General features: G+C 40.8%; 10 protein-coding genes and 1 pseudogene. 5 read left to right on the top strand and 6 right to left on the bottom strand.

Features of this window, described 5'->3' with window-relative positions:
* The first annotated feature begins 2 nt into the window (after positions 1-2).
* Complete coding sequence (locus AC3IPL_RS07700) at positions 3-1,571, top strand: DNA adenine methylase (RefSeq protein ID WP_489240379.1); 1,569 nt, start codon at positions 3-5, stop codon at positions 1,569-1,571.
* A gap of 376 nt (positions 1,572-1,947) precedes the next feature.
* Here the strand turns inward: AC3IPL_RS07700 and dcm are convergent, their stop codons facing one another.
* Positions 1,948-3,186, bottom strand: coding sequence for a DNA (cytosine-5-)-methyltransferase (gene dcm, locus AC3IPL_RS07695; RefSeq protein ID WP_489240377.1), 1,239 nt, complete (start codon positions 3,184-3,186; stop codon positions 1,948-1,950).
* Between the two features lie 126 nt (positions 3,187-3,312).
* Between dcm and AC3IPL_RS07690 the strand changes: the two genes are divergently transcribed.
* From AC3IPL_RS07690 to AC3IPL_RS07680, 3 genes are all read left to right on the top strand, one after another.
* Positions 3,313-3,777, top strand: coding sequence for a very short patch repair endonuclease (locus AC3IPL_RS07690; RefSeq protein WP_489240375.1), 465 nt, complete (start codon positions 3,313-3,315; stop codon positions 3,775-3,777).
* A gap of 674 nt (positions 3,778-4,451) precedes the next feature.
* Positions 4,452-4,820, top strand: a complete 369-nt coding sequence (locus AC3IPL_RS07685; protein WP_489240373.1) for a hypothetical protein — start codon at positions 4,452-4,454, stop codon at positions 4,818-4,820.
* A gap of 174 nt (positions 4,821-4,994) precedes the next feature.
* Entirely contained in the window at positions 4,995-6,419 is a 1,425-nt protein-coding gene (locus AC3IPL_RS07680; protein WP_489240371.1) for an MDR family MFS transporter, read from the top strand.
* A 297-nt stretch (positions 6,420-6,716) separates the two neighbouring features.
* On the opposite strand, the gene AC3IPL_RS07675 is transcribed toward AC3IPL_RS07680, so the two are convergent.
* The 5 genes and pseudogenes from AC3IPL_RS07675 to AC3IPL_RS07655 form a co-directional block, all read right to left on the bottom strand.
* A complete protein-coding gene (locus AC3IPL_RS07675; RefSeq protein WP_489240370.1) occupies positions 6,717-7,472 on the bottom strand; it encodes a hypothetical protein in 756 nt (251 codons plus the stop codon).
* A 5-nt stretch (positions 7,473-7,477) separates the two neighbouring features.
* The gene (locus AC3IPL_RS07670; RefSeq protein ID WP_489240368.1) at positions 7,478-8,155 is read right to left on the bottom strand and encodes an ABC transporter permease; all 678 of its coding nucleotides are present in this window, start codon (positions 8,153-8,155) and stop codon (positions 7,478-7,480) included.
* On the bottom strand, positions 8,155-9,054 hold the full coding sequence (locus AC3IPL_RS07665; RefSeq protein WP_489240367.1) for an osmoprotectant ABC transporter substrate-binding protein: 900 nt from the start codon (positions 9,052-9,054) through the stop codon (positions 8,155-8,157). The genes AC3IPL_RS07670 and AC3IPL_RS07665 overlap by 1 nt, the downstream gene beginning before the upstream one ends.
* Position 9,055: 1 nt before the next feature.
* Positions 9,056-9,700: an ABC transporter permease gene (locus AC3IPL_RS07660; protein WP_489240365.1), complete on the bottom strand. Its 645-nt coding sequence runs from the start codon at positions 9,698-9,700 to the stop codon at positions 9,056-9,058.
* A gap of 2 nt (positions 9,701-9,702) precedes the next feature.
* A pseudogene (locus tag AC3IPL_RS07655) lies at positions 9,703-10,828 on the bottom strand (betaine/proline/choline family ABC transporter ATP-binding protein).
* A 101-nt stretch (positions 10,829-10,929) separates the two neighbouring features.
* Between AC3IPL_RS07655 and AC3IPL_RS07650 the strand changes: the two are divergent.
* Positions 10,930-12,384, top strand: coding sequence for an FAD/NAD(P)-binding protein (locus tag AC3IPL_RS07650; protein ID WP_489240363.1), 1,455 nt, complete (start codon positions 10,930-10,932; stop codon positions 12,382-12,384).
* Positions 12,385-12,399 lie beyond the last annotated feature (15 nt).

Below are 12,399 nucleotides of genomic sequence, written 5' to 3'. Positions count from 1 at the left end.
AGATGTTATGGGAAGAACTATTAAATCAAAGTGAAAATGAGCAATATACAGAGAGTGATTTTAAAAAGGAAATAGAAAAATTAAATTTAAGTGAAAGAGATTCGTCCTTCATATTAGGAAGAAAAGATGAAGAAGAAATAAAAAAATTAAAGGCACAAGAATTCAAGGAAAAAATAACTGATTTAAAATTTGTTAAAGCTATGACAGAAGTTGAAATATTAGAGTTCATAGAAAGTACGAATATAGAGATAGAAAATAAAAATCATAAATTTCCTCAAGCTAACTCTATTATTATAGCTATATATACCCTCAACATGATAATAAATGAAGATAAGTTTAGAATTAATCCTCCGTCAGCGTCTGATTTGGCTGATTTGTATGGTTATACAGATAGACAAGGTAATTATTATGGCGATTTATTAGTATATATGGGGTTCCTTAAGAAAGAAAATTCCTTATATTTGCCTACTGAACTTGCAGTACATTATAAAAGTTCAAATGAAGAAAAACGTGTTAAGCTTCTGATTAAATCTTTTTTGAAACATAAAACACTAAGAAATTATTATTTGTTAAAAAAGAATTTAGATACTTTATCTCCTACGAATGATAATTTGTTAAAATTAATCAGTAATGATCCTCTAATGGGTGATTTTAAAAAGAGTACGATTCAAAGGAGAAAATCAACAGTGGAAGCTATTATAAAGTGGGTTGACAGTGTAACCATACCTTCACCAAAACCATTCCTTAAATGGGCTGGAGGTAAGCAAAGACTTGTAAAAAAGTTAAAGGAAAGAATTCCTAAAGAAGATGAGTATAGTACATATATAGAACCATTTGCAGGTGGTGCAGCCATGCTGTACAATGTTCCATTTAAAAATGCTATAGTAAATGATTTGAATGAAGAGCTTATAAATACATATAATCAAATTAAAACAAATGTAGATAGTGTGTATAATATAATGAATGGATTTAAAAATGAGTCTGATGATTTCTATCATATTAGAAATCTTGATAGGGATGTTGATTTTAAAAGCACCTACTCAAAAGCCTATAGAGCTGCGAGATTTATTTACTTGAATAAAACGTGTTTTAATGGTTTATATAGAGTTAATAAGCAAGGACATTTTAATACACCGTTTGGTAAATATAAAAATAGTTCATACAAAGATAAGGAAATGATTACGATTGTAAGTAACTTTTTTAACCAAAACAACATATCGTTTATTAGCACAGATTTTGCGGAAGTACTAAATCAAGCTGATAATAATAGTTTTGTTTACCTTGATCCTCCTTATGATCCAATTTCTAAAACTTCAAGTTTTACTTCTTATACGGACTTAGGATTTAGTCGAGAGGATCAAAGGAGATTGAAAAATATTTGTGATAGGTTGACTGAAAAAGGAGTGAAAATTATGATTTCTAATAACAATACTCCTTTCATCCAAGAACTATATAAAACTGACTCTAAATATAATTATGAAATTATTGAAGTGCAAAGAAATATATCAGCTTTACCTGAAAGTAGAGGAATGGTAGAAGAAGTTATCATAACTAATTACGACTTAAAATAATATATGCTTTTAAAGCATACTAAGTATTCAATATTACAAAAAAGCAAAATGAATTGCTTACTTTATTAGATTAACAATATCTATTCACATAGAAATTGTCCAACTAAGAGTAAACGATTCGTGATGAGTCTCGTTGTTTGTATATCATCGCTACCAGGTATTGACCTGGGTTCTACTCCTAATATTCAGTTCATCGATAATCTCACTTGAAGAAAAGCGCTCGGCTTTTATTTTTATACATTTCCATTTAACTTCACTTGAATAAGCACTACTCTGTATAATAAAAAACACTCCTATCAAATTCATTTTAAATGAATTTGATAGGAGTGTTTTTATTCTGTCTCATTAACAGGAGTCAGTGTAATAAATAGTGGGCTTAAAAAAGATTCAATTGTGTGGTTTCATCTGGATAAGCAAGTTCAATATTTTCTATCTCATTACCCATCCGAGTGATTAATGGTACAACTAACGCATTACCCATACAGAAGAATCTCATCTTGTCAGGCATTGTATCCGTCCAGTTATCAGGGAAGCCGTTCAGGCGTTCTGCTTCTACCGGAGTCAGTGTGCGGAAGCGGCCATTGACTTCAATAATATGAGTGCTGCGATTGACGCTCGATTCACTTGTGAGCATTGTGCGGGCAGGGGAATCTAATGCATCTGATTCAGACATGCCACCTTCACTGAAGAAGTACTTATGACCGTCCTTAGTCGTCCGCTCAATTTTCTTTGCACCTCTTAAATATTTGAACTTCTCAACTTTTTCAGGAGAGAGGAAGTACTTCTCGTCGACTTCATCTTCAAGAATTTCACCGAGAGTTACAGGTGTTTCATACACTGGAATAGTATGAGCTGTATAGATTTCACCGTTCTTCATATAGCCTGACGGATGGAATGTATATGAGAAACTATCAGATATTTCAACGATGTCATGTGACAACTGTGTCGTTGATACTCTGTTCTTATAGACTTCTTTTGTAACAGGGAATGCTTTCGCGAAGAAGCCATCTTTAAAGATAACATCTTCTGCTGATTTCTTGATTAATGATTGAGCATAATTGTTTTCTTTGCGGTAACCGAAGATGAAGACTCGTCTTCTTTTCTGAGCATTGCCATAATCAGCTGCATTAATGACGCGCCATTCAATGTTGTAACCGAGTTCATTCAATGTAGATAGCATGACAGCGAAATCACGGCCGCGTTGACTGGCCGGTGATTTAAGCAGACGATCGACGTTCTCGAGCAATATGTATTTAGGCGCAGTGTTCTGGATGAATCGAGTGATTTCCCAGAACAACACACCTTTCTTTCCTTGAATACCGAGTTCTCCGCTCAGTGATCTTGCCACCGAATAATCTTGACAGGGGAATCCACCGACAATCATATCCACATTTGTATCAGCCATCTCGTAGTTGGAAACTTGCGTCACATCTTCATTGCTGTGGATACCGGATGTGAAATTATGGGTATAACAATCATAAGCATGCTGTACTTTGCGAGAAGGTTCCCATTGATTTGCCCAAGTTATTTCAAATAATTTATTATCTGTCTGTTCAAGACCGATACGAAAACCACCAACTCCGGCAAACATCTCGGCAACTCTAAGCTTTTTCATCACTGGAACCTCCTTAAATATCAACCTATTAATATTAGCACATTTCTGGACTATTTTTCATCATTTATTATTATACCGAACGATCGTTCGTATGACAAATAAAAAATAACATGTGAGGTGATTTTCATGAAGAAAAGTGATTATCCATCTGAACGAAGTTATAATATGTCAAGAATCAGGGGGAAGAACAGTAAGCCTGAGGAAACGGTACGTAATTATTTGTATCATCATGGCTTCAGATATAGAAAGAACTATAGTAGTCTGCCAGGATCTCCAGACGTCTATCTCCCCAAATATAAAACAGCGATTTTCGTCAATGGCTGTTTTTGGCATGTGCATGACTGCGGGAAATTCGTGATGCCGAAAGCCAATCAGGAATTTTGGCAGACAAAGTTCAATAGAAATGTGACAAGGGATGAGAAAAACATTGAAGAACTGACTTCAATGGGAATCAAAGTGATTGTCATATGGGAATGTGGACTTGAAAGTGAAGTTAAGGAAGAAACCTTGAAAGAGCTAGTGGAATTGATAGTAGACGAAGACAATAGCATGAAACTTAGAGAATCTGTTTTAAGATGTCATTGGGATTAATCATTTGATAAATTTTCTTCAGTATTCTAAATTTCTTGAGATAGTTATACTAACAGCTACGGCGTTTGTCCTGGCTGTTTTCTTTTTGTTCCATTTGATCTTCAAGAGCAGCGAGAATCTCTTCTATTACTTCGGTGATATGCTTCATAAATCCCCCTTTTCGATATATATCGAAAAGAAGGGCGATAATCAATTCAGTATTTCTTAATAATAAAAACAATTAATATAGAAGGCACAAAAATCCTACAATCCATCATCTTTACAAATTTAACATTTATTATCTTTTTGCATTTAATTTTTATATATTTATATACGGTTCCATATGGTATAATACTCACAAAATCAACTACGTATTTCAAACTTTGAGAAAAATAACTTTTTTAATCTCTTTTCTTTGATTGACAAGTTAATGTGCAACACATACTATTCATCTAGAACAACTGATTCACACACTCTTTTTCTGGTTACGCTTGTCACACCCGCGGCAACTAAGAAATCATTATCGTTATACCACCCACGAAAATTGTTACACCCACGAGAAAGGCCCTGCTATATGACTTCTGACATTCACATTAGCAGAAAACGATAAAAGCTGATCCAGTTGTATATTGAAGTGATTGATTCTATATAATCACTAAGTTATACCGGCAGCTGTTTAATAGGAGGTACAGTGAATGACGTATTTACACTATTTAATAGCTTGTCAGGAACGTGACGTCGAAGCAATTAAGAAGATGCTTACTTATGACATTCGACTCAATATCGTCTCAAAAGAAGGCGTTGAGTTCCAAGACGACTACAACAAGATCATTGATTTATTGGATGACTATTTCAGTGAAGAATGTCTCTGGGATTTTGATGTCCTTCATAGAGCAGAACGTCCTAATGAAGAACTTATTCTGATTAAAGCGACTCGGGAGGATAGTGCTACTGGTAATATCGGGACTTATTTATGGTTGCTGACTTTAGATAAAGAGAAAAAGGAACAGTATTTGAAAAAGATGCATGTTGAAGTCGTCTGCCCTATAAAAGATAGCTGGTAAAGTTGACTAATACTTTTACACTGATATACACAACGCAGTCAAGAAGAACGATGGACTCGTCAGTCGCGTTCATCGAAACGTTTTCCGGTTTTAGGTTTACTGTTACAATTAACTGATAGATAGAGTGAAACAATAGATGCGGCACTTCGACCGCTCTTTTTTTATGGAGGTTTTATGAAGAAGTCTACAATGATTATGGCAACATTTTTAATAGGTGCATTTTTTATGATTTTAAATGAAACACTGCTTAACATTGCGTTGACTGAATTGATGCGCGTGTTCGATATCGACGCACCGACTGTTCAGTGGCTCGCAACTGGTTTTATGCTGGTGATGGGCATTTTGATGCCATTATCCGCTACATTGATTCAGTGGTTTACGACCCGGCAGATGTTTATCGGGCTGCTGTGTATTTTCTTAGTAGGAACATTGATTGCAGGATTTGCTGTTAACTTTCCGATGATACTTGCGGGTCGTATGATACAGGCTGCGGGCACGGGGCTGCTCATTCCGACAGTGATGAATGCTATGCTGCTGCTGTTCCGGCCGGAAGAACGCGGCAGAGTGATGGGGAACTTCGGTCTTGTGTTGATGTTTGCACCGGCGCTTGGACCGACATTGTCAGGTGTGATTGTTGACTTGTTCGGCTGGCGCTGGCTGTTCTTTGGTGTCGTTCCTTTTATTGTATTTGCGATTGTGTTTGCATGGCGTTATCTGGAGAACGTCGGTGAAGTGACACGTCCTCGCGTTGATATAGGCTCAGCTTTACTGTCGACGATCGGAGTGGCAGGTGTGATCTATGGATTCAGTTCAGTCAGTACGACAGAAGGCGGATTCATGAGTCCTGTCGTCTATGGTTGTATCATTGCAGGCGTGCTCGCACTCGCACTGTTTGTTTGGCGTCAGCTGAAGATTCAACAGCCGCTGCTTGATTTATCGGTCTTTCAGTATGCGAATTACATACGCGGCATGATTATATTTGTAGTAGTGATTATGGCGATGTTTGCGTCAGAAATCGTGATGCCGATGTACTTACAGGGACCGATGGGATTCTCAGCGAAAGTGGCAGGCATGATACTGCTGCCCGGTGCGCTGTTAAACGGCTTCTTATCTCCGGTCATGGGTCGATTGTTCGATAAAGTCGGCCCGCGCAAAATGATGATTCCCGGCATGTTTGTACTGACAGCCATCATGGTGTTCTATGCGATGATTCATCCGGGCATCCCTGTATATATCTTTATTATTGTGTATATTTTGTTGATGGTGAGTATTTCAATGATTATGATGCCGAGTCAGACGAATGCATTGAATGAACTGCCGAAACGCCTATATCCTCATGGCACAGCTGTCAGTAATATGATGCAGCCGATTGCCGGTGCGATGGGAGTTTCTATTTTTGTCAGTATCATGACGCAAGGGCAGAACAAGGCACTGGAGTCGATTGATCGTCCGACCATTGAGCAAGTGAATCATGCACTGACAACAGGTGTTCATCAAGCATACTGGTTTGCGATAGTACTGGTTCTTATCGGGCTGGTGACCTCTCTCTTTATTACAAGGGCGACCCCGCCTGAAGGAGAATATCCGAGTAGCGATTAGCTAAAACATGGCCTTCAAATGGGATTAGAGGGCCAAGTTTGAGGGAAAATCTCAAAAATAACCAAAACATGGCCTTCAAATGGGATTAGAGGGCCAAGTTTGAGGGGAAATTGCAAAATTAGTCAAAACATGGCCTTTAAATGGGATTAGAGGGCCAAGTTTGAGGGAAAATTGCAAAATTAGTCAAAACATGGCCTTCAAATGGGATTAGAGGGCCAAGAAATTAATAAAAACTCAAGATCAACCAAAAAACGGCCTTCAAACCACAGTTTGAAGGCCGTTATTATTCAATCACTATTATTCTTCGATACTTTCAGCTGCTTTAACTGCTTCTGGAATATCCAGTTTCTTAATCTCATTGATTTTGTCAAATGTTGTGACAGCGTTATTGACGACAGTTGACTGATCGTTTTTTAGTGTGAGCTGGTTGGAAATGTGATCAATCTGCTTAGCTTCATTGAATGTCACAGTAATTTTCCCGCTGATGTCAGGGTATTCTTTCTCAAGCTCGGTAATGACTTGCTTATTTTCCTTCGTATTGCCGAACAATGCTTTATACTTCTCGTAGTCATCAAATGTTTCAGTCAATGTGTAGCCGTCATCTTCTTTGTAAGTCGCTGTATCCAGCTGGTCAATGAGCTTGAATTGTGAGCTGTACAGCAGCGGCTCAGTCTGTGAAATCATCTGTGTGCCGACGTAAGTAGAGGCATCAAACCATTGGTCATCCTGCTTGATGATCGTCTTCTTGTCATAGACATAAAAAGTGGCATCTTCGGCATTGTTTTTAATGCTTATCTTCTGGTTGTTCTGTTCATCCGTCATCATCCTGAAATCAACGATAGATGTTTCTTTGTCATTGTCTATTTCATTTTTATACTTTGATGAATAGGAAGTGACATCTTTTGATACGGATTTAGCTGCTTTGATGAGTGACTTCGTGTCTGTGACTTTGATGGTGGTTTCTGATTGATCTATCGGTTCTTTGTCGTTGCTGCAGGCGGTCATGACTAAGGAGGAGGCAAGCAGTATACTCAGTAATTGTGTTTTCATCATTTCTCCTAGTGGCTCGCAGCCGTTTTTCTTTTTCGTTTCACTGGATCCAGCCATCTTTCTAACATACCGAGAATGATATCTGCGAGTATCGCCATGATGGCAGTCGGAATGGCACCAGCTAATATGATTGCTTGACCACCTGTTGCATTGGTACCACGAATAATGATATCTCCTAAGCTCGGTGCTCCGATAAATGAGCCGATTGCTGTGACTCCGATGGCGATGACGAGCGCGATACGAATGCCGGCGATGATCACTGATAGACTTAATGGCAGTTCGATCATCGTCAGCTGCTGACGCTTAGTCATCCCCATGCCGCGGCCGGCGTCAATAATATGTGATTCTACTGAGCGGATACCAGTATAAGTATTCTTGATAATCGGCAGCAGTGAGTAGAGGAACACTGCGACGATGACAGTCGTCTTACCGAGACCGAGTGCCAGCATAAGTATTGCAAGCAGTGCGATGGCGGGCACGGTCTGGATAATATTTGCAATGGCAATGACTGGTGCTACTAATTTAGAGTGACGGGCAATCCAGATGCCGATAGGAATACCGACGATGGCGCCGAGGATGACTCCGTATATACTGATCAGAAAGTGGTCCAGAAATAACTGGAAGACGTAGTGGTAGTTATCACGGAAATAGGCGAAAAACTGTTCAAATGTATTGAGTTTTTCCATCACTTCTGCCCCCCTTCAAAGTAATCATGTTCTTCTAAGTATTGCTCTGCGACAACAGCAGGTTCTTTCAGATCGTTATCGACTGCATAGTTCAGCTTCTGCATCTGTTCAGTCGTAATCGTATTTTTCATGCGTTCAAGAATCCCCTTGATTTCTGGATTCTTTTTAAGCAGCTTGTTAGTGGCTACCGGATTTGCATCATACGGCGGAAAGAAGTGCAGGTCATCTTTCAGAACAACGAGATTGTAACTTTGAATTCGGCCGTCTGTTGTATAGCCGAGGACGACATCCATTTTGCCGGCATTGACTGCCTGATACACGAGGCCGATCTGCATTGGTTTTGTGTCAGCAAAAGAAAATCCATATGTCTCAGTGAATGCCTTGTAGCCGTCACCTTTACGTTTCATCCATGAAGAGTCGACACCTGCGCGTAGTTCGTCTGCATGTTCTTTCAAGTCGCTGACCTTTTTTAAGTTATATTTTTCAGCGGTTTCTTTCGTGACCATGAAGGCATACGTATTCTCAAAGCCATAAGAATCGAAATATTTCTGGTCATATCGTTTCTTGAATTCTTTCGTCACCACTTGACGGGCTTTGTATGGATCAGTGATAGGATTCATTCCGAGAGGTCCCGTTAAATCGGTTCCTGTATATCTTGTGCTTGAAATATTGGCATCACCATTGATCATCGCCTGATGGACGACTGTTCCTGAGCCGAGATTGTTGATGATCTCTACAGGATAACTGGTTTCGTGCTCAATCAGCAGGCGGATCATATGGGCAAGTATTTGACTTTCAGTCGTATAGACCGATGCAATTTTGATGGATTCCTGCTGCGGGTTGTTACAACCGGACAACAGAATGAGACAAGCGAGCAAAGTGATTATCGCTTTCTTCATCTTATCGCTCTCCTTTATTGATAGTAAGACCGTTCGGCGTTACCCAGCGTTCGATGAGTGCCAGTATGCCATCGATGACCAGTGCTAATATCGTGACGATGACCGCACCGGCAATGATGAGTTTTGGTTGATACAAGTTCAGACCGTTGAATATAAAGTCACCAAGTCCACCGGCACCGATATATGATGCGAGCGTTGCCCAGCTGATAGCATAAACGGCAGATAATCTGATACCGCTCATAATGACAGGTATCGCCAGTGGAAACTCAACGTGTCGTAACAGCTGACGTGTTGTCATTCCCATGGCGCGTCCAGCTTGAACGGCAGTCGGGTCGACTGATTTTACGCCGAGATAAGTGTTGTTAAGAATAGGCAGTAGTACATAGAGAAATAAAGCGATGACTGCTGGTAGTGTACCGATTCCGAAAAATGGAATCATCATCGCGAGAATCGCAAGTGACGGTATCGTCTGCAGTACACTGGTGAGTGACAGAACGACTTTGGCTGTTTTATCTGTCCGCGTCAGCATAATACCTAGTGGTACAGCAATCAGTATCGCTGCGAGCAGTGACATGATTGAGATGGACAGATGTTCTATCGTCTTTGCCAGGAGTTCCGTTTGATTCTGCTGTAAAAATTCAATCATCGTTACGCCTCCTCAGTGCCCCAGATCGTGTCATAGACGATGTCCACTAAGTTAGCACGTGTGATGACGCCGACGATGCGGTTATTGTTATCAACGACTGGAATAATGCGGATATTCCGCTTCAAAATGGTCCGCACAGTGTCCTGCAGCATGACGCCGCTTCGTACAGAGTATGTATTCGTGCGCATGATCTGTGACAAGCTCTGATATTTTTTGTGTGAGACCAATAAATCTTCAATATCGACGTGTCCGAGCATGACATTCTGGTTGTCCACGATGAACAGTGTATCAACACGGCGGTCGCGCATCAGTTCGATCGCTTCGCTGATGGATTTCTCTGCTGTGATGGTGATCGGTCGGATCATCGCCTCATCAACGGTCCGGACATTCGGGCGATCTTCGAATCAAGCGGTTCTCCCCGATGAAATCACGGACAAAATCATTCGCCGGATGACTCAGAATATTGTTCGGTGTATCCAGCTGAACGACTTCTCCGTGACTCATGATGACGATGCGGTCTGCAAGTTTAATCGCTTCGTCCATATCATGAGTGACCATGATGAATGTCTTATTGAATTTGACCTGCAGTTCTTTGACTAAGTCCTGCAAAGTATCGCGGGTAATCGGGTCAAGTGCGCCGAATGGTTCATCCATCAAAATGATTTCCTGGTCAGCTGCAAGAGCCCGGACGACACCGATACGCTGCTGCTGGCCGCCTGATAACTGTGCAGGATACATATCTAGATAAGACACCGGCAAGTCAACAAGTTGGATTAATTCCTCAGCCTTTTTGTTTTTATCTTCTTCTGACCATTTAAGGAGCTTAGGAACAAGAGTGATGTTATCTCTGATTGTCATATGAGGAAGCAATCCAATCTGTTGAATCACATACCCGATGCTTCTGCGCAATGTCACTGGATTCATTTGCTCGATATTTTTGCCGTTCAGTAGTATTTCACCGGTTGTCGGTTCAATCATCCGGTTGATCATTCGCATCGCTGTCGTCTTTCCTGAACCACTTGTTCCGATGAATGCGATGAATTCACCTTTATTGACTGTAATATCCAAATTGGAAACCGCTTTTTTTCCACCACGATATACTTTGGATACATTTTTGATTTCTAACATAGATACCTCCGTCGTTGATTTGTGACTTATAGCTATATATTCTATCATAATAATAGGGTAATCTCTAATTGAGGACTAACACAACAAAACATAAGGAGAATATGATGAAAGTAGCAATTATTGGTGGTGGTATAGCAGGCTACCACTTGTTGAATGAACTGCTCAAACACAAAAACAGTAAACAGCATGAGATCATGGTGTTCGATGATACGAATCATCTCGGACGCGGCATGGCGTTCCAGCGTGATGATTCAGAACTGCTGCTGAACTATCCGTCCAATCTGATTTCACTTAAGAAGAATAAGCCGGATGACTTCTATCGCTGGGTCAAAAGCAATCAGTCTATGGAAGAGATCCAAGAAGACGAAGGAGATAACAGGGATGCAGAAGGCAATATTTACTTTTCGCGTCAGTTGTTCGGTGACTATTTAGAGCAGGCGATGAACAAACTGACGAAGAAGAAGCGGGTCACGACGGTCAACCACCGGGTCACAGCTATGACTCCACGACTTGGGGGCTATGAACTGACGGCTGGTGACCATAGTTATGAAGTAGACGTTGTCTTTTTAGTGCCGGGGCAGCTGCCAGCTGTTGATCATTATCAGCTGACAGGGACACCGGGATTTATCGAGTGGCCGTATCCACTGGAGGGACTTGATGTCGATAATGACAAAACATATGCAGTGATCGGCAGCGGACTATCAGGACTTGACTGTATCCGCTATTTGACGGACCAAGGACTGAATCAAGTGATCGCAGCGTCTAGAAACGGTCAAGTGCAGGCGGTAAGAGGGAAAGCGATGACTTATCAGTTTGAGCATTTTACGTCACAGACATTCGATGCTATAAAGAAGCGATATCATGGCCTGCTGCCGCTTGCAGCGCTTATTGATGTGTTTAAGAAAGAGTGTGAGGCGCAAGGAGTCGACTACAAGCGATGGCTCAACTTCGACCGGAGGGATCCAGTCAAAGCGCTGCAGCACGATATTAGAAACCACGATGACATCGGTGATATTCACAGCATTCTGTACCAGATGCAGCATCACGGCTACGAACTATGGCCTTATCTGTCAAAAACAGATAAAGAAACGTTTATGGCGAACTACGAAGCAAAAATCAAGGAAAACATGAATCCGATGCCGGAACCGTCAGCAGAGGAACTGCTTGAACTGATAAGTCGTCATCGGGCAGTCATTAAAGGTGGCCTGAAAGCTGTTGAGTATAAATATCGTAAGTATAGACTGCAGTATGAAGACGGCACTGAAGACCGTGTCCATTATGTCATCAATGCGACCGGACCAGCGAAGTATATCACAGACACGGATCCTGGCGAGCTGCTGCGTCATTTGCTGGATGAGCAGCTCATCAGTGAGAATCCATACGGCGGTATCAATGTCATGCCGCATGATAACAGAGTCATCAGTCCATTTGGTGTGGCGGATGACTTCATAGTGCTCGGACAGCTGACCGGCGGCGTCAACTATGGCAATAACGGAGTATATGAGCTGCTGCTGGAAGCGAAGCGTGTCGTCAAGCATTTTTATAGAAGAAGATAATCGACTGATACAACA

It is taken from the genome of Macrococcus sp. GL_134, from assembly GCF_057834705.1.
The sequence above is the reverse complement of the archived record's forward strand: the minus strand, read 5'-3'. Positions and strand labels throughout refer to the sequence as shown.

Bases quoted from the DNA above. Each gene is read 5' to 3' on its own strand.
- AC3IPL_RS07675 (WP_489240370.1), bottom strand. From the start codon at position 7,472: ATGATGAAAACACAATTACTGAGTATACTGCTTGCCTCCTCCTTAGTC.
- AC3IPL_RS07670 (WP_489240368.1), bottom strand. From the start codon at position 8,155: ATGGAAAAACTCAATACATTTGAACAGTTTTTCGCCTATTTCCGTGAT.
- AC3IPL_RS07690 (WP_489240375.1), top strand. From the start codon at position 3,313: ATGAAGAAAAGTGATTATCCATCTGAACGAAGTTATAATATGTCAAGA.
- AC3IPL_RS07650 (WP_489240363.1), top strand. From the start codon at position 10,930: ATGATGAAAGTAGCAATTATTGGTGGTGGTATAGCAGGCTACCACTTG.
- AC3IPL_RS07685 (WP_489240373.1), top strand. From the start codon at position 4,452: ATGACGTATTTACACTATTTAATAGCTTGTCAGGAACGTGACGTCGAA.
- AC3IPL_RS07680 (WP_489240371.1), top strand. From the start codon at position 4,995: ATGAAGAAGTCTACAATGATTATGGCAACATTTTTAATAGGTGCATTT.
- dcm (WP_489240377.1), bottom strand. From the start codon at position 3,186: ATGAAAAAGCTTAGAGTTGCCGAGATGTTTGCCGGAGTTGGTGGTTTT.
- AC3IPL_RS07665 (WP_489240367.1), bottom strand. From the start codon at position 9,054: ATGAAGAAAGCGATAATCACTTTGCTCGCTTGTCTCATTCTGTTGTCC.
- AC3IPL_RS07660 (WP_489240365.1), bottom strand. From the start codon at position 9,700: ATGATTGAATTTTTACAGCAGAATCAAACGGAACTCCTGGCAAAGACG.
- AC3IPL_RS07700 (WP_489240379.1), top strand. From the start codon at position 3: ATGTTATGGGAAGAACTATTAAATCAAAGTGAAAATGAGCAATATACA.